Annotated in this window: 15 protein-coding genes; 5 read left to right on the top strand and 10 right to left on the bottom strand. The window is 66.3% G+C overall.

Going from position 1 to position 16,155, the window contains the following annotated elements:
- Nucleotides 1-271: 271 nt before the first annotated feature.
- The 4 genes from EC845_RS21840 to EC845_RS21825 form a co-directional block, all read right to left on the bottom strand.
- Nucleotides 272-988 carry an ABC transporter ATP-binding protein gene (locus tag EC845_RS21840; RefSeq protein ID WP_123300559.1) on the bottom strand — a complete coding sequence of 239 codons (717 nt, stop codon included), beginning with the start codon at nucleotides 986-988 and terminating at the stop codon, nucleotides 272-274.
- Nucleotides 989-1,060: 72 nt separating this feature from the next.
- Nucleotides 1,061-1,828 (bottom strand): ABC transporter ATP-binding protein, encoded by a 768-nt coding sequence (locus EC845_RS21835; protein ID WP_123300557.1) that lies wholly within the window; start codon nucleotides 1,826-1,828, stop codon nucleotides 1,061-1,063.
- Nucleotides 1,825-2,994, bottom strand: a complete 1,170-nt coding sequence (locus EC845_RS21830; protein ID WP_123300555.1) for a branched-chain amino acid ABC transporter permease — start codon at nucleotides 2,992-2,994, stop codon at nucleotides 1,825-1,827. Before EC845_RS21830 ends, EC845_RS21835 begins: the two co-directional genes overlap by 4 nt.
- 19 nt (nucleotides 2,995-3,013) lie before the next feature.
- Nucleotides 3,014-3,943, bottom strand: a complete 930-nt coding sequence (locus EC845_RS21825) for a branched-chain amino acid ABC transporter permease (RefSeq protein ID WP_123300553.1) — start codon at nucleotides 3,941-3,943, stop codon at nucleotides 3,014-3,016.
- A gap of 506 nt (nucleotides 3,944-4,449) precedes the next feature.
- Between EC845_RS21825 and EC845_RS21820 the strand changes: the two genes are divergently transcribed.
- Nucleotides 4,450-5,007: a DUF3237 domain-containing protein gene (locus EC845_RS21820; protein WP_123300551.1), complete on the top strand. Its 558-nt coding sequence runs from the start codon at nucleotides 4,450-4,452 to the stop codon at nucleotides 5,005-5,007.
- Between the two features lie 24 nt (nucleotides 5,008-5,031).
- On the opposite strand, the gene EC845_RS21815 is transcribed toward EC845_RS21820, so the two are convergent.
- The 4 genes from EC845_RS21815 to EC845_RS21800 all read right to left on the bottom strand — a co-directional run bounded on the left by EC845_RS21815 (nucleotide 5,032) and on the right by EC845_RS21800 (nucleotide 10,454).
- Nucleotides 5,032-6,348, bottom strand: coding sequence for a replication-associated recombination protein A (locus EC845_RS21815; protein WP_123300549.1), 1,317 nt, complete (start codon nucleotides 6,346-6,348; stop codon nucleotides 5,032-5,034).
- 183 nt (nucleotides 6,349-6,531) lie between these two features.
- Nucleotides 6,532-7,113 carry a M23 family metallopeptidase gene (locus tag EC845_RS21810; RefSeq protein WP_123300547.1) on the bottom strand — a complete coding sequence of 194 codons (582 nt, stop codon included), beginning with the start codon at nucleotides 7,111-7,113 and terminating at the stop codon, nucleotides 6,532-6,534.
- Between the two features lie 83 nt (nucleotides 7,114-7,196).
- Nucleotides 7,197-7,865 carry an outer membrane lipoprotein chaperone LolA gene (gene lolA, locus EC845_RS21805; RefSeq protein WP_123300545.1) on the bottom strand — a complete coding sequence of 223 codons (669 nt, stop codon included), beginning with the start codon at nucleotides 7,863-7,865 and terminating at the stop codon, nucleotides 7,197-7,199.
- Nucleotides 7,866-8,135: 270 nt separating this feature from the next.
- Nucleotides 8,136-10,454: a DNA translocase FtsK gene (locus EC845_RS21800; protein WP_123300543.1), complete on the bottom strand. Its 2,319-nt coding sequence runs from the start codon at nucleotides 10,452-10,454 to the stop codon at nucleotides 8,136-8,138.
- Between the two features lie 369 nt (nucleotides 10,455-10,823).
- Between EC845_RS21800 and trxB the strand changes: the two genes are divergently transcribed.
- From trxB to rpmG, 3 genes are all read left to right on the top strand, one after another.
- Nucleotides 10,824-11,783: a thioredoxin-disulfide reductase gene (trxB, locus tag EC845_RS21795; RefSeq protein ID WP_123300541.1), complete on the top strand. Its 960-nt coding sequence runs from the start codon at nucleotides 10,824-10,826 to the stop codon at nucleotides 11,781-11,783.
- Nucleotides 11,784-12,167: 384 nt separating this feature from the next.
- A complete protein-coding gene (gene rpmB, locus EC845_RS21790) occupies nucleotides 12,168-12,401 on the top strand; it encodes a 50S ribosomal protein L28 (protein WP_123300538.1) in 234 nt (77 codons plus the stop codon).
- Between the two features lie 11 nt (nucleotides 12,402-12,412).
- Entirely contained in the window at nucleotides 12,413-12,583 is a 171-nt protein-coding gene (gene rpmG / locus EC845_RS21785; protein WP_123300536.1) for a 50S ribosomal protein L33, read from the top strand.
- Nucleotides 12,584-12,642: 59 nt separating this feature from the next.
- On the opposite strand, the gene EC845_RS21780 is transcribed toward rpmG, so the two are convergent.
- Nucleotides 12,643-14,139: a PLP-dependent aminotransferase family protein gene (locus EC845_RS21780; protein ID WP_123300534.1), complete on the bottom strand. Its 1,497-nt coding sequence runs from the start codon at nucleotides 14,137-14,139 to the stop codon at nucleotides 12,643-12,645.
- Between the two features lie 217 nt (nucleotides 14,140-14,356).
- Between EC845_RS21780 and EC845_RS21775 the strand changes: the two genes are divergently transcribed.
- Nucleotides 14,357-14,821: a hypothetical protein gene (locus tag EC845_RS21775; RefSeq protein ID WP_123300532.1), complete on the top strand. Its 465-nt coding sequence runs from the start codon at nucleotides 14,357-14,359 to the stop codon at nucleotides 14,819-14,821.
- A 79-nt stretch (nucleotides 14,822-14,900) separates the two neighbouring features.
- Here EC845_RS21775 and EC845_RS21770 read toward each other — a convergent pair whose 3' ends face one another.
- Nucleotides 14,901-16,115, bottom strand: a complete 1,215-nt coding sequence (locus EC845_RS21770) for a fatty acid desaturase (RefSeq protein ID WP_123300530.1) — start codon at nucleotides 16,113-16,115, stop codon at nucleotides 14,901-14,903.
- Nucleotides 16,116-16,155: the final 40 nt, after the last annotated feature.

The following is a 16,155-nucleotide window of genomic DNA, read 5'->3' as shown; positions in this document are numbered from 1 at the left end:
GGCATGCGCCATCGCGCCTGCACCCCCTTGCGGCGGATACTACGAAGGGCCAAGGCTGTCGGTCAAAAACCAACGATGCGGAGGCGCTGCCGGGTCGAACCGGGCGCGCGGAGCGCTCCGGGCGACCTCGCGCATGGATGGCCAGGCGACAAGGGCACGCGTGCAGGACACGTGAAACAGGCTTGAAAAAGGCGTGCACGGCTCACCGGCCGCAAGAGGTGCCGGACCGGTCAAGGCCTCTCGAGGCCAGGCGGCCGGACGGCCCGGACGCTCACTCGCCGAGGTAGGCGGCGCGCACTTTGGGATCGTCGAGCATGGACTGGCCCGAGCCCGTCATGGTGATCAGTCCGGACTCCATCACGTAACCGCGGTCGGCGATCTGCAGGGCCAGCTTGGCGTTCTGCTCGACCAGCAGCACGGTCATGCCCTGGCTCGAGACCTGCTGGACGACCTCGAAGATCTTTTCGACCATGATGGGGCTCAGCCCCATCGAGGGCTCGTCGAGCAGCAGCACCTTGGGCTGGCTCATGAGCGCGCGGCCCATGGCCAGCATCTGCTGTTCGCCGCCCGACATGGTGCCGGCCAGTTGGTCCTTGCGTTCGCGCAGGCGCGGGAAAGTCACGAACATGCGCTCGATGTCCTCGGCGATGCCGGCCTTGTCCTTGCGCAGGTAGGCGCCCATCATCAGGTTCTCGGTGATGGTCATGCGCGTGAAGACGCCCCGCCCCTCGGGCACCATCACCAGGCCCTGCTTGACGAGATCCCACGAGCCCTTGCCGCGCGTGCTCTGGCCGAGGTACTCGATGTCGCCGCCCTGCGCCGCCAGCATGCCGGTCAGGGCCTTCATCGTCGTGGTCTTGCCCGCGCCGTTGGAGCCGATGAGGGTCACGAGTTCTCCCTCGCGCACCTCGAAGTCGATGCCTTTGACGGCCTGGATGCCGCCGTAGGCCACCTGGAGGCCTGTCACCTTGAGCAAACTGCTTGCCATGTCTGTGCCACTTTCCGCCGCAGCGTATCGTCTGTCGTCACGTCCGTCGTCTTGCCACCCGGCCGTTGCCGGTCAGTGCCCGCCGCCCAGGTAGGCCTCGATGACCTTGGGATTCCTCTGCACATCGGCCGGCGTGCCTTCGGCGATCACCTTGCCGTAGTCGAGCACCGTCACGCGGTCGCACAGGCCCATCACCAGCTTGACGTCGTGCTCGATGAGCAGGATGGTTCGGTTGTCCTTGCGGATGCGATCGATGAGCTCGCGCAGCATGACCTTTTCGGTCGCGTTCATGCCGGCTGCGGGCTCGTCGAGCGCGATCAGCTTGGGTTCGGTCGCCAGCGCGCGTGCGATCTCCAGCCGGCGCTGGTCGCCGTAGCTCAGCGTGCGGGCCTTGTAATCGGCGAACTTGCCGATGCCCACGTAGTCGAGCAGTTCCTGCGCGCGGTCGGCGATCGCGCGCTCCTCGGCGCGGAAGCCCGGCGTGCGCAGGATCGCACCCCAGACACCGCTGCGGGTGCGCACATGGCGGCCCACCATCACGTTCTCGAGGGCCGTCATGTCGGCGAACAGACGGATGTTCTGGAAGGTCCGCGCGATGCCGGCCTTGGCGACTTCGTGCACTGCACTGGGTTCGTAAGGCACGCCGGCGAGTTCGAAGCTGCCGCTGTCGGGGGTGTAGAGCCCGGTGATGACGTTGAAGAAGGTCGTCTTGCCGGCCCCGTTCGGTCCGATCAGGCCATAGACCTGGCCCGGCCGGATCAGCAGCCCGACCTCGCTCAGCGCCTGCAGGCCGCCGAAGCGCTTGGAGATGCCCTTGACGTTCAGGACGATGTCGCTCATGGATGGCCTCCTGGCTGCGTGGGACCGGGTGCGGCCAGCACGCTGGCCTGGGTGGGCGACACGGCAGGAGGCGCCTTGCCGGTCGGTGTGCCTTTCTTGATCAGCGTCTTGCCGTGCTCGGGCGACGGCCACAGTCCGCGCGGGCGCAGCAGCATGATGCTGATCATGGCCAGCGCGATGAGCAGCTGGCGCAGGATGGCGGCGTCGAGGCGGCCGTCCGTCATGGCCTGCAGGGGGCCCGCGACATACCGCAGGATCTCGGGCAGCGCGGCCAGCAGCACGGCGCCCAGGATCACGCCCGGGATATGCCCCAGCCCGCCCAGCACGACCATGGCCACGATCATCACCGACTCCATCAGCGAGAAGGATTCGGGCGAGACAAAACCCTGGAAGGCGCCGAACATGCTGCCCGCGACCCCCCCGAACATCGCCCCCAGCCCGAAGGCCAGCAGCTTCATGTTGCGGGTGTTGATGCCCATGGCCTTGGCCGCGATCTCGTCCTCGCGGATGGCCATCCAGGCGCGGCCGACACGCGAGGTCTGCAGGCGATAGCAGATGACGATGGTCAGCACCACAAAGAACAGGAACAGGTAGTAATACAGCGTGACCGAGGGAATCGTGTAGCCGAACAGATCGAACGGCCGTCCCAGATTCAGACCGAGGATGTGGATCGAATCGATCTGGTTGAGCCCCTTCGGGCCGTTGGTGATGTTGTAGGGATGGTCGAGGTTGTTGAGGAAGATGCGCACGATCTCGCCGAAGCCCAGCGTGACGATGGCGAGGTAGTCGCCGCGCAGCTTGAGCGTCGGCGCCCCCAGCAGCACCCCCAGAAAACCGGCCAGCGCCATGGCCAGCGGAATCACCACCCACAGCGAGGTATGCAGGCCATTGGGAAACAGGGCCGCGAACCCCGCGAAGGTCTGCGCCAGATGGGGCGAGGCCATCAGGGCGAAGAGATAGGCACCGGCCGCGTAGAACGCCACGAACCCCAGGTCGAGCAGGCCCGCATAACCCACCACGATGTTCAGGCCCAGAGCCAGGATCACATACAGCAGCGCGGTGTCGGCGATGCGCACCCAGGCGTTGCCGAAGCTCTGCAGGATCAGCGGCAGCACCAGCACCGCCACGATGCCGGCTGCGTAGAGACCGATTTTTTTCTTGTCCATGAAGTCGATTCCTTCGCGCTCAGGCGCGGTCGGCCACACGTTCGCCCATGAGGCCGGACGGACGCAGCGTCAGGATGATGATGAGCACCACGAACGCAAAGATGTCGGTGTAGTGGCTGCCCAGGATGCCGCCGGTCAGCGGGCCGATGTAGCCCGAGCCGATGGCCTCGATGAGGCCGAGCAGCATGCCGCCGACGACCGCACCGCCCAGGTTGCCGATGCCGCCGAAGACGGCGGCCGTGAAGGCCTTGAGACCGGGCAGGAAACCCATGGTGTGCTGCACCGTGCCGTAGTTGGCGGCCCACATGACGCCGGCGATGGCGGCCAGCACCGCGCCGATGATGAAGGTGGCGGAGATGACCGTGTCGGGCTTGACGCCCATGAGCGCGGCCACCCGGGGGTTCTCGGCGGTGGCGCGCATGGCACGGCCCAGGCTGGTGCGGTTGACCACCCACAGCAGCACGGTCAGCGTGACCGCCGTGGTGGCGAGGATCAGGATCTGCGTGGTCGTGATCACGGCCTCGCCGATGAAATACGGCTCGACCGGCAGCAGCGACGGGAACGGCTTGTAGTTGGGTTTCCAGATGATCATGGCCAGTGCCTGCAGCAGGATGGACATGCCGATGGCCGTGATCAGGGGCGCCAGCCGGGGCGAGTTGCGCAAGGGCCGGTAGGCCAGCTTCTCGATGGTGAAATTCAGCGTCGCGCAGACCACGCAGGCCACCACCACCGCGAGGATGAGGATGGTCCACCCCGGCAGGGCAGGAAAGGCCTGCTGCATGCCGATGATGACGCTCCAGGCCGTGAGCGCCCCGACCATCAAGACCTCGCCATGCGCGAAGTTGATGAGATTGATGATGCCGTACACCATGGTGTAGCCCAATGCCACCAAAGCGTACATGCTGCCCAGAACCAGGCCATTGATGACCTGCTGAAGCAGGATGTCCATATCGAAACACTCCTCGTCGCTTGATGTATCAGCGGGATGGATGGAACAGGGCTGAAGCCGGCCACCCTGCACTTCAACCGGCTTGATGCTTCAAAGCAAAAAACCAGCCAGCTTTGGCTTCGACCGGGAAAAATCGCATCCCGCCACCGGACGCCGTCGCGGCGGGCACCTGAAACCCCGCTTGCACGATACCCGAGCGCGGCGCCTCCCAAAGTGGTGCGTGACTCAGGTGTTTCCCGCGTTAGCCAGACCCCACAGCGCACGTGACGGCGAGTTCATCGGGCCATTTCACCTGTTCAAGTGATTAACGATTCAGGACAAACTGTGACTTATTGATTATTCAATGAAATCAATAATCCATCGTTTATCCCTATAAAAGCAGAATAAAACTTACAGATAATCATCAATCAAGGAGCCGACAAAAAGCACCAATTCTGTGCAAACCCCGTCAGATGGCCAGTACAAGCAACCGACCGTCCAACCCCGAAAAACCAGGAGACCCCGACATGCCTTTCGCCATTCCCGTCGTCCCTGCTCGCCGCAGGCTGCTGCGCCAGGGCGGCGCACTGTTGCTGGGCGCCGGCTGCGGCCTGCCGGCGCTGGCACAGACACCCGCTGCTGCCGCCTCCCCTGCGGACGGCCGGCCCATCACCGAGTTCCTGTATGAAGCACAGGTCGACATCGCCGACAACATGGCGCTCGGCCAGGGGCCGCTGGGCGAGCGGCGCATGGTGCCGATCACGGGCGGGCAGTTCGAAGGCCCGGGCCTGCGCGGCCGGGTGCTGGCCGGCGGTGCCGACCGCCAGCTGATCCGAACCGACGGCGTGCGGCAGCTCGATGCCCTCTATGACATGCAGACGCACGACGGCGCCATCCTCACGGTGCGCAACCGCGTGCTGATCGACCAGCCGGCGCAAGGCGCACGCTACGCCCGCTCGGTGATCGAGCTCAGTGCGCCCGACGGGCCCTATGCCTGGCTCAATCGGCTGGTGATCGTCGGCACGCTCGAAAGCCTGCGGCCGCAGCGGCAGGCCGTGCGCATCCGGGCCTACAAGCTGGTCTGAGGCGCGCCCCCGGGCAAGCCCGGTTCACGTTTCGCCGTCCGATTCGCGGGCCTGCGCGTCGAGCGCGCGCAGATGGGCCAGCTTGTCGGCAATCTTGAGTTCCAGACCGCGTGGCACCGGCCGGTACCAGCCCGGTTCGGGCATGTGCTCGGGCAGATAGGTCTCGCCGGCGGCATAGGCCTCGGGCTCGTCGTGCGCATAACGGTAGGCCTTGCCGTGGCCCAGCTCTTTCATGAGCTGGGTGGGGGCATTGCGCAAATGCACGGGCACTTCGCGCGACTTGTCTTTCTTGACGAAAGCACGGGCCTGGTTGTAGGCGTTGTAGCCCGCATTGCTCTTGGGTGCGATGGCCAGGTAGATGACGGCCTGGCCGAGGGCCAGGTCGCCTTCCGGAGAGCCGAGACGCTCGAAGGTCGCGGCGGCATCGTTGGCCAGTTGCATGGCGCGGGGATCGGCCAGGCCGATGTCCTCCCAGGCCATGCGCACGATGCGGCGCGACAGGTAACGGGCATCGGCACCGCCGTCGAGCATGCGGGTCAGCCAATAGAGTGCGGCATCCGGATGCGACCCGCGCACCGACTTGTGCAGCGCCGAGATCTGGTCGTAGAAGTTGTCGCCCCCCTTGTCGAAACGACGGGCATTGAGCGTCAGCGCCTGCTCGAGGAAGGCGGCGTCGACCCGCATCACGCCGGCCGCCCGCGCGGCGGTGTCGGCTTGCTCGACCAGGTTGAGCAGACGCCGGGCGTCGCCATCCGCGTAGCCCACCAGGGTGTCGGCAGCCGCATCGTCCAGTTGCAGGTGGGTCAGCACCTCGTGCTGGGCACGCACCACGAGCTGGCGCAATTCGGCATCGCTCAGGGCCTGCAGCACATAGACCTGGGCACGCGACAGCAGGGCCGAATTGACCTCGAACGAGGGGTTCTCGGTGGTTGCGCCGACAAAGGTCACCAGGCCGGATTCGACAAAGGGCAGCAGGCCGTCCTGCTGGCTCTTGTTGAAGCGGTGGATCTCGTCGACGAACAGGATGGTCTTCTTGCCCTGCGCGAGGTTGTGCTCGGCCTGCTCCATCGCCGCCCGGATGTCCTTGACGCCCGCGAAGACGGCCGACAGCGCAATGAACGCGTAGCCGAAGGCCTGGGCGGTGAGCCGCGCCAGCGTGGTCTTGCCCACCCCGGGCGGCCCCCACAGGATCATCGAATGAGGCTTGCCGGACTCGAACGCCAGCCGCAGCGGCCTGCCCGGCCCGATCAGATGCGATTGCCCGATGACCTCGTCCAGCGTCTTGGGACGCAGGGCCTCGGCCAGCGGTGCGGTCGGCGCGGTCTCGAAGAGGTCAGCCATGGCGGGCCTCCTGTGTCGGCATGTTCGGAAGGAAGGGCAGGACACGGCCGCCGTTGCCTGGCGAGGCCGGAGACGGCATCGAGCCTGAGGGGAAATGGATGCGCATGGGTGCTTTATATCGAATCGGAAAGCGCCAGCGCGCCTTGCCGGGCGTCGAATGCCGTTGGGCAAAACCGCGAGAGCCTAGGAAACCGGCTCGGCAGCCGTGCCGGTGGCCGCGGGATTGACGGGTGATGCCGCCGGTTCGGGGGCGATCAGCAGGGGATAAGGATTGATGGCGCCGCCCATGGCATAGATGCCATAGTGCAGATGGGGCGGCGTGCCGCGCGCATTGCCCGTGTTGCCGACATAACCCAGCACGTCGCCCACGGCCACGCGGTCGCCGGTCTCCAGCGTTTCGGCCACGCGGTCGAGGTGTGCATAGTAATGGCGCTGGCGGCCCGGCCCGTAGACCCACACCACCGTGCCGCCCAGGCGGTTCTCGCCGATGCGGGCCACCAGGCCTTCGGTGGCGGCGATCACGGGCGTGCCACGCCGGGCAAAGATGTCGATGCCCTGGTGGGTGCGCCCTTCGCTGCGGGCCGCACCCCAGGTGTCGACCAGCCCGCGGCGGCCCACGCCTTCGACCGGCACGGCCACCCGCACGGGGGCTTCGCTCATGCTCAGGCGCAGGGCGTAGACGGCATGGTCGATGCGGGGCCCCAGCCAGGGCCAGGCCAGATAGCCCAGCAGACCGGCGACGAGCAGGACAACGATGGTGCGCATGGCGGGGCTCTCCCTTCAGGGGTGGTGCATGCAGCAGGAGCAGACGGCGCGATCGGACGATCCGCGCACGCCGGGCTGCCCGGTCAGGGCCGGACCACGTCGGCGCCCTGAGGCGGCTTGAAGGCGAAATCGCCCGCTGCCGGCAACTGCTGCGTCTGCAGGTTGGTGAACGTGATCAGCGAACGCTGGCCGAAGCTGTCGAGGATGTCGAGTGCCGCCAGTTGTTCGCCGGCGAAGCCGACCTTGATGTTCTGGATCTGGCCATCGTTGCCCTTGGGCGTGGCCTCGACCCATTCGGTGCCGGCCGCAGCGCCGGCGGGCGCGGCAATGGCCCGCAGTTCGAAGTTCTGGCGCAGGCCGTCGAGGTTGCGTGCGCTGGCGATCACGGCGGCCGGCGTGCCGCTGAGCACCTGTTCGAGGGGGCGGGCCGTGACCTGGTTGAGGTCGATGTCGTGCAGCCACAGCGTCTGGCCGTCGGCGACGATCTTCTGCTCGAACGGCTTGGTGTAGTCGAAACGGAAACGGTTGGGCCGCAGGAACTCGAAGGTCCCGCTGGAGCTGCGCTGGCGCGCGGCCTGTCCGTCCTTGGGCGGCGACGTGACGACCTGGGTGAACGAGGCCTTTCCACCCTGGGTGGACTCGACGAAACGCGACAGGCTCTGGAGGCCGTCGGCCTGGGCGGACGTCGCGATACCGGCAAAGCTTGCCCCGGCCAAAAGGCAGGACACGAGGCTGCGGGTCCAGAAATGCATGCTTGACTCCTAGCGTACAGGCCGCCGGGCGCCCACGGCACCCCGGATGCGGATTCCTGTCTTCATACAACAACTTGTGGTGGCCCCGGTTCGCTGGCGCCAGCCGTCCCGGCGCACAACACGCCAGGCGGCCGGCGGCGCGCGGGGCCATGGGCTTTCGAGCCGTGCCGCCCGTATCCGGTTCCCGTCCGGCGCAAAGCGGGCCGTAGGACAAGCACGCAACAACCCGCTCGGGAGACCGCCACCGGACCCCACGGCCCGGCCCGCGCCTCACTCGTTGCGGTTGGGCGCCAGGATCTCGCGCTGGCCGCTCGTGCTCATCGAACTGACCAGCCCGGCGCGCTCCATGTCCTCGACCAGGCGTGCGGCACGGTTGTAACCGATCTTGAGATGGCGCTGCACCAGCGAAATGCTGGCCTTGCGGTGCTTGAGCACCACCTCCACGGCCTGATCGTACATGGGGTCGGCTTCTCCGCCGCCCTCGCCCGCTGCACCCTCGCCGTCCTCGCCATCGACCGTGCCGCCTTCCAGCACGCCCTCGATGTAGTTGGGCTCGCCGCCCTGCTCCTTGAGGTAGGTCACCACGCGGTGCACCTCTTCGTCGCTCACGAAGGCGCCGTGCACACGGATGGGAAAACCCGTACCGCTGGGCATGTAGAGCATGTCGCCCATGCCCAGCAGGGCTTCGGCGCCCATCTGGTCGAGGATGGTGCGGCTGTCGATCTTGCTGCTGACCTGGAAGGCGATGCGGGTCGGGATGTTGGCCTTGATCAGACCGGTGATCACATCCACGCTGGGCCGCTGCGTGGCCAGGATGAGGTGGATGCCGGCCGCACGGGCCTTCTGGGCCAGGCGGGCGATCAGTTCCTCGATCTTCTTGCCCACCACCATCATCAGGTCGGCCAGTTCGTCGATGACGACCACGATGTGGGGCAGACGCTCGAGCGGCTCGGGGTCTTCGGGCGTGAGGCTGAAGGGGTTGTAGATGAACTCGCCGCGGGCCTTGGTCTCGTCGATCTTGGCATTGAAGCCGGCCAGGTTCCTAACCCCCACCTTGCTCATGAACTTGTAGCGGCGTTCCATCTCGGCCACACACCAGTTGAGTCCGTTGGCCGCCTGTTTCATGTCGGTGACCACAGGCGCGAGCAGATGCGGGATGCCTTCGTAGACCGACATTTCCAGCATCTTGGGGTCGATCATGAGCAGGCGCACGTCCTTGGCGTCGGCCTTGTAGAGCAGCGACAGGATCATGGCGTTGATCCCCACCGACTTGCCCGAGCCGGTGGTACCGGCCACCAGCACGTGCGGCATCTTGGCGAGATCGGCCACCACGGGGTTGCCGACGATGTCCTTGCCCAGGCCCATGGTGAGCATGGACTTGGCCTCGTTGTAGACCTGCGAACCCAGAATCTCGCTGAGCTTGATGGTCTGGCGCTTGGCGTTGGGCAGTTCCAGCGCCATGAAGTTCTTGCCCGGAATGGTCTCGATGACGCGGATGGAAACCAGCGACAGCGAACGGGCCAGATCCTTGGCCAGGTTGACGACCTGCGAGCCCTTGACGCCGGTGGCCGGCTCGATCTCGTAGCGGGTGATGACCGGACCGGGAGCCGCAGCGACGACCCGGACGTCGACGCCGAAGTCCTTGAGCTTTTTCTCGATGAGGCGGCTGGTCATCTCCAGCGTCTCGGGGGCGACCGAGTCCTGGCGCTGCTGTGCCTCGTCGAGCAGGTGGACCTGCGGCAGGTTGCTGTCGCTCATCTCGCGGAACAAGGGTTTCTGGCGCTCCTTGACCACACGGTCGCTGCGCGGCACATCCAGCGGCGCGGGTTCGATGAACACGGGGGCCACATGGTGCTGCTCGATCTCGATGCGCTCTTCCTGGACCGTGACTTCACGCTGGCGTGCTGCGCGCTTGCCTTCGGCCAGGTCGGCCTTGACTTCGCGTTTCTGCTTGACGCGGGTGAAGACGCCTTCGAGCGTGCCGCCGACTTTCTCGGCCACACGGCCCCAGGAGAAACGGAACACCAGCGCCAGCCCCAGCACCATGAGCGCGATGCACAGCAGCCCGGCGCCGTTGAAGCCCAGCCATTTCTGCGCAAACGGCCCCACGACGTAACCGAGCGCGCCACCGGCGTTTCCGGGCAGCAGGCCTTCCAGTCGATACAGGCGGGACCACTCCAGCGCCGTACCGGCCACGACCAGCAGCACCAGCCCGCTCCAGAAACTCAGGCGGCGCAGGCGCGGGCTCGGTTCACCGGCCTCGGGCACGCCGCCGCGCATCCAGCGCGCCAGCGCGGCCATCCAGCTGCGCATGCCTGCCGCCCAGCACAGCCAGACCGACAGGCCCAGCAGCGCATAGCTGCCATCGGCCAGAAAGGCACCGATGCCGCCGCCCCAGTTGCGTGTGGGCGATCCGTTGCCCGACGTCGTCCAGGCGGGGTCGGTCAGGTTGTAGCTGGCCAGCGCCAGCCCCCAGAACACCAGCCCGATCAGGCCGAACAGCAAGCCCAGCTCCTGCGCATAACGGGCCAGTCCACGGGTGGCGTGGTGTGCCGCATCGGAATTGAGAGTATTGAGCGAATAAGTCATAGCAATCTTCTGAGCTTACCCGATTCATTTGGCGCCCGAATGCCCGCGCCCGCCCGGGGCTGGCGGACAAAAGCAACATCTCGTATCCGGAAACGGTAACGAGCAGGAAACGGCCGCATAGCCGGACGCCCCGCCCTGGCATTGGCGGGGCATGGGGACGCCCCGTTCCTGGGTTTCCTAAAATGGACACCATCGGCCCTGCCGTGCCGCCGTGCGACCCGTCGCACGCCACCGGCTGGCCAGCGCCCGGCGTGCAGGGGCTATCGCTGCCATTGGCATCTTTGCACTGGAAGCCCGGCCGATCGCACCGATCTGGTTGTGTAATGCCCGCCTGACCGATTTTTACCCTTATACAGAAAAGACATCACCATGAGCACTCCCGTCCAGCACGCCAAAGTCCTGATCCTCGGCTCCGGCCCTGCGGGCTATACCGCGGCGATCTATGCGGCACGCGCCAACCTGCAGCCCGTGCTGATCACCGGCATGGCGCAGGGCGGCCAGCTCATGACCACCACCGAAGTGGACAACTGGCCCGCCGATGTCATGGGCGTGCAGGGCCCCGAACTGATGCAGCGTTTCCTGGAGCATGCCGAGCGCTTCAAGACCCAGATCATCTTCGACCAGATCGGCAGCGTCGACTTCAGCAAGCGCCCCTTCACCCTGACGGGCGACAGCGGTACCTACACCTGCGACTCGCTCATCCTGGCCACCGGCGCCTCGGCCAAGTACCTGGGACTGGACTCCGAACAGGCCTTCATGGGCCGCGGCGTGTCGGGCTGCGCCACCTGCGACGGCTTTTTCTACCGTGACGAAACGGTCTGCGTGGTCGGCGGCGGCAACACCGCGGTCGAGGAGGCGCTCTACCTCTCGAACATCGCCAAGAAGGTCTACCTGATCCACCGCCGCGACAAGTTCAAGGCCGAGCCGATCCTGGTCGACAAGGTGGCCGAGAAGGTGAAAGAGGGCAAGATCGAGCTCAAGGTGCACTACACGCTCGAGGAAGTGCTCGGCGACAAGTCGGGCGTGACCGGCGTGCGCCTCAAGAGCACCCAGGACGACAGCACCGAGGATCTGGCGCTCAAGGGCTGTTTCATCGCCATCGGCCACCACCCCAACACCGACATCTTCCAGGGCCAGTTGGAGATGAAGGACGGCTATATCGTCACCCGCAGCGGCCTGCAGGGTTTTGCCACCCAGACCAGCGTGCCCGGCGTGTTCGCGGCCGGCGACGTGCAGGATCACGTCTACCGCCAGGCCATCACCAGCGCCGGCACCGGCTGCATGGCCGCCCTCGATGCCCAGCGTTTCCTGGAACAGCAGGACAACTGATCCGACGTCGTTCGGACACCGATCGAACACCGTTTGCGCGCCCGGCTTGGCATGGGCGCAACGCCTGTGCCATGGGCACTGGTCACAAATCGGCCCTCCCGCTATAATGGCGGGCTTTGCTGCATCTGAATGCCTGATTTTTAGGCACAAGGGTGGCGAATGATCGAACCGCTGGGGATCGACACACGCAGCGCTCATGAAAGAGGACTGGCCGACAAGGCCGGTGATCGGATGAGCCCCCTGCATGCGCACCGCGTCTGGAGTTTCAGGCACGGCGCGGATCCCGCAGCGAGGTGCGCTGGCAACAACCCATCCCTCGAGGATGCGCCAGCGTTGTACGCCGCCTTCGTGCGGTGTGAGTCATGAACTTTCGGAGAGTGCTCCATGGCACGCGTATGTGACGTCACGGGCAAGAAGCCCATGGTCGGGAACAATGTTTCCCATGCCAACAACAAAACCAAGCGCCGGTTCCTGCCGAACCTGCAATACCGTCGTTTCTGGGTCGAGAACGAAAACCGCTGGGTTCGCCTGCGCGTGTCGAGCGCTGCTCTGCGCCTGATCGACAAGAACGGTATTGAAGCTGTGCTCGCAGACCTGCGCGCACGCGGTGAAGCTTAAGGAGAAGCAACATGGCTGCTAAAGGCGGACGCGAAAAAATCAAGCTGGAATCCACTGCCGGCACCGGTCACTTCTACACGACCACCAAAAACAAGAAGACCACGCCCGAGAAAATGCTGATCAGCAAGTTTGATCCGAAGGCTCGCAAGCATGTGGACTACAAGGAAGTGAAGCTGAAGTAATTCGGCGCCTTCCCATCGAAAACCGCCCGGTGTCATGCCAGGCGGTTTTTTTCGTCCGCTCAGGCGGCCAGCCGACCCTGACCGAGCTCCTGGGCCATCAGCTCGCCCAGGGTGCGGTAAGCGGCCTCGACCTCGGGGGTGAAGGGCACACCGCAGCTCAGGCGCAGGAAGTGTTCGTAGCGGCCCGTGTTCGAGAACATGGCGCCGGGGGCCACACGGATGCCCTGCGCCAGCGCCAGATCGAACAGGCGGGTGCCCGACAGACCGCCCGGCAGCTCCATCCACAGGCTGAGTCCGCCCGGCGGCAGGCTCATGCGGATGCCCGGCGGGAAATACCGCACGATGGCGGCCGCGGCCTGATCCCGCTGGATACGCAACTGCGCCCGCATGCGCCGCAGGTGCCGGTCGTAGGCCGGTGTGTCGACGCTGCGCGCGGCCAGCAGTTGCGACCAGCTCGGCATGTTGCGCGAGCGGGCGAACTTGAGCATCTGCACCCGTGCCTGCCAGCGCCCGGCCGTCATCCAGCCCTGCCGGAGGCCGGGGGCAAAACTCTTGCTCAGCGATGCGCAATAGATCACGCAGCCCTGGGCGCCGGGCAGATCCCACGACTTGGCCGGCCTGGGCACCTGCGGCACGTCGAGGAATTCGCGGTAGATGTCGTCCTCGATCAGCGCCAGGCCGTATTCGCGGCACAGCCGCACCAGCCGCTGCTTGTGGTCGTCGGGCATGATGCTGCCCAAGGGCATCTGGAGGTGGGGAACCACCACCACGGCCTTGAGGCGGGGCTCGTTGCGGGCGGCCAGTTCGAGCGCCTCGAGCGACATGCCGGTCTGGGGGCTGCTGGGAATCTCGAGCGCCCTCAGACCCTGGATCTCGATGGCCTGCAGGATGCCGTAGAAGGTCGGCGATTCGACCGCGACGACATCGCCCGGCTGGGCCACCGCATCGAGGGCCAGGTTGACGGCCTCGGAGTTGCCGCTGGTCGCGGTGATGTCGGCCGGCACCAGGCCAAGGCCGAACGTGAGGGCGTGGTGGGCCATGGCCTGCTGGAACTCCGCATGGGTCGCCGGTGCCGAGGGGCCGAGCACCAGCACATCGGGCTGTTCACGCAGCAGGCGCATGGCTTGCCGGTTCAGCGCCTCGGCGTCGAACAGGCTGGGCGCCGGCATCGCGCTGCCCAGGTCGACCCGCAACGGCAAGGCACGCATGGCCTTGTCGAGAATGACCGAAATGCGCTCGTTGATGCCGGCAAAGACACCGGGGTCCGGGGCCAGGGGCTCGAGCAGCTCCGGCTCGCGGGCCGCCGCCAGCGCCGACACCGCAGGAGCCCGGACAAAGTAGCCGACCCGCGCCCGGGCCTCGACACGGCCGCTGTCCTCGAGGTGGCGCAAGACCTGCAGCGCCGTCGACAGGCTCACGCCGTGGCGCTGCCGCAGTTCGCGCACCGAGGGCATCTGCATGCCCGGCTGCAGGCTGCCGCTGGCCATGGCCTGCTCGTACAGGCCGGCGAGCTGGCGATAGAGCGGGGGTCGACGGGACTCGGAATCACGGGACATGGTGTGCTTACGGGCAGACAGGACGTCAAGGTCGCCATCATGCCCTGTACCGGAACAGATGGACAGATACAGCGTTCGATCAAAACAGCCATAACAGCAGCCGAAAAACCGGAACTGTCATGGTCGGCCGGCCACCCGGCTGTATCTGCCCGAACAGGTTGCGATTTTTTATGCTGGAGGCTCCCGAAGAAGACGGGCCATCGCCCCGAGAACCATCATGCAAACGTCCCTGCAAGCGCCTCTGCAAACGCCGGATTCATCCCCCGGTTCATCCGTCCTCGCCACCCCGGCCTCGCCGCCGCGGCCCAATCTGGCGCCCGACGCCGTCGCCACGCCGATCCGGCTGGCAGCCGGCCTGCGCACCACGCTGTGCCTCGCGCCGGGCACGGTCCTGCTGTGCCTGGAAGGCCGTGTGCATGTGGCCGGAGGCCCCAACGTCTGGGGACAGGTTCTGCACGGCCTGGGCCAGTGGCTGGAGGCGGGACAGATGCTGCCGGGCGGACAGGACGGCCTGCCGACCTGGGTCGCCCTGGAATCCGGCACGCCGGCCCTGCTGATGCTGGCGTCACCGGCGCCACGGCCGGGCTGGCTGGCCCGCTGCGGCACCTGGGTCGCACGTCGCCTGCGCCGTGAGGCCTCGACGGCGGCAAGGTCGACGGCGCGTCCGGCCTGCGGCGCCTGATCGCGCTCGCGGCTACCGGCTACCGGCCCAGCCGCCGTGGCCTGCCGGCCGGAGGCTCTGTCGCCAGGGCCCGAAAGGACTAGACCTGGGCCGCGCGCAACCGCAACGAGAACTCGTGCAGCGCCGCAATGCCGCTTTGCTCGGCGCGGTGGCACCAGGCCTGCAGATCGGCTGCCAGCTGTTCGCGGCTGCGGGTCGTGCTCTGCCACATGGTGCGCAGTTCCTCGCGCATGGCGTGCATCTGATCGAGGATGGGGTGTTCGGCCCGTGCCTGGAGCAGATGCTCCCGCACCTCGGCCGGCACCTTTTCGTCGTCGCGGTGCAGCCAGCGGTTGGCGATCTTCAGGACGCCGATGTCGGCACCGCGGGCCTTGAGCACGGCGATCTCGGCCTGGCAGGCGCGGCGCATTTCCTGCGCATAGCGGGCCATGACTTCGTAGCGGTTGGCGATCACCGCCTCGAGCGTCTTCTCGTCGGCCACCGGCTGCACGGCACCCAGGCGCAGCTTGGGCGCCGTCTTGCGCACCTTGGCCAGACCCAGCTTCTGCAGTGCCACGATATAGCCCCAGCAGATGTCGAACTCGTACGGCTTGACCGAGAACTTGGCCGAGGTCGGATAGGTGTGGTGGTTGTTGTGCAGTTCCTCGCCGCCGATGACGATGCCCCAGGGCACGAGGTTGGTGCTGGCGTCGGCGGCCTCGAAGTTGCGGTAGCCGATGTAATGGCCCAGGCCGTTGACCACGCCGGCGGCCCAGAACGGGATCCAGGCCATCTGGATGGCCCACACGGTGAGGCCGATGGCGCCGAACAGCGCCACGTTCAGGATCAGCATGAGGCTGATGCCCAGCGCGCTGTAGCGGCTGTAGAGCTTGTCCTCGAGCCAGTCGCTGGGCGTGCCGTGGCCGAACTTCCGCATGGTCTCGGCGTTGCCCGTTTCCTTGCGGTACAGCTCGGCGCCGCGCCAGAACACCTCGTCGATGCCCCGGGTCTGCGGACTGTGCGGGTCTTCTTCGGTCTCGCACTTGGCGTGGTGCTTGCGGTGGATGGCCACCCACTCCTTGGTCACCATGCCGGTTCCGATCCAGAGCCAGAAACGGAAGAAATGCATGACCGCCGGGTGCAGATCCAGCGAACGGTGGGCTTGCGAGCGGTGCAGGAAGATGGTGACCGCGGCAATGGTGATGTGGGTGGTGATCAGCACATAGAGTGCGATTTCCCACCCGTTGAAATCGAGCAAGCCGGCATCGAGCCACTGCAGCAAACCGTAGACAAAGGGGGTATCGATCACGGACATAAGGCCTGTTTCCTTGGGGCCGCAGCGGAAACGGCGGCGG

Source organism: Comamonas sp. BIGb0124, from assembly GCF_003752175.1.
Lineage (GTDB): Bacteria > Pseudomonadota > Gammaproteobacteria > Burkholderiales > Burkholderiaceae_C > Comamonas_F.
This window is presented reverse-complemented; position numbering and strand designations above follow the sequence as displayed.

Bases quoted from the DNA above. Each gene is read 5' to 3' on its own strand.
- EC845_RS21840 (WP_123300559.1), bottom strand. From the start codon at position 988: ATGGCAAGCAGTTTGCTCAAGGTGACAGGCCTCCAGGTGGCCTACGGC.
- EC845_RS21835 (WP_123300557.1), bottom strand. From the start codon at position 1,828: ATGAGCGACATCGTCCTGAACGTCAAGGGCATCTCCAAGCGCTTCGGC.
- EC845_RS21830 (WP_123300555.1), bottom strand. From the start codon at position 2,994: ATGGACAAGAAAAAAATCGGTCTCTACGCAGCCGGCATCGTGGCGGTG.
- EC845_RS21825 (WP_123300553.1), bottom strand. From the start codon at position 3,943: ATGGACATCCTGCTTCAGCAGGTCATCAATGGCCTGGTTCTGGGCAGC.
- EC845_RS21820 (WP_123300551.1), top strand. From the start codon at position 4,450: ATGCCTTTCGCCATTCCCGTCGTCCCTGCTCGCCGCAGGCTGCTGCGC.
- EC845_RS21815 (WP_123300549.1), bottom strand. From the start codon at position 6,348: ATGGCTGACCTCTTCGAGACCGCGCCGACCGCACCGCTGGCCGAGGCC.
- EC845_RS21810 (WP_123300547.1), bottom strand. From the start codon at position 7,113: ATGCGCACCATCGTTGTCCTGCTCGTCGCCGGTCTGCTGGGCTATCTG.
- lolA (WP_123300545.1), bottom strand. From the start codon at position 7,865: ATGCATTTCTGGACCCGCAGCCTCGTGTCCTGCCTTTTGGCCGGGGCA.
- EC845_RS21800 (WP_123300543.1), bottom strand. From the start codon at position 10,454: ATGACTTATTCGCTCAATACTCTCAATTCCGATGCGGCACACCACGCC.
- trxB (WP_123300541.1), top strand. From the start codon at position 10,824: ATGAGCACTCCCGTCCAGCACGCCAAAGTCCTGATCCTCGGCTCCGGC.
- rpmB (WP_123300538.1), top strand. From the start codon at position 12,168: ATGGCACGCGTATGTGACGTCACGGGCAAGAAGCCCATGGTCGGGAAC.
- rpmG (WP_123300536.1), top strand. From the start codon at position 12,413: ATGGCTGCTAAAGGCGGACGCGAAAAAATCAAGCTGGAATCCACTGCC.
- EC845_RS21780 (WP_123300534.1), bottom strand. From the start codon at position 14,139: ATGTCCCGTGATTCCGAGTCCCGTCGACCCCCGCTCTATCGCCAGCTC.
- EC845_RS21775 (WP_123300532.1), top strand. From the start codon at position 14,357: ATGCAAACGTCCCTGCAAGCGCCTCTGCAAACGCCGGATTCATCCCCC.
- EC845_RS21770 (WP_123300530.1), bottom strand. From the start codon at position 16,115: ATGTCCGTGATCGATACCCCCTTTGTCTACGGTTTGCTGCAGTGGCTC.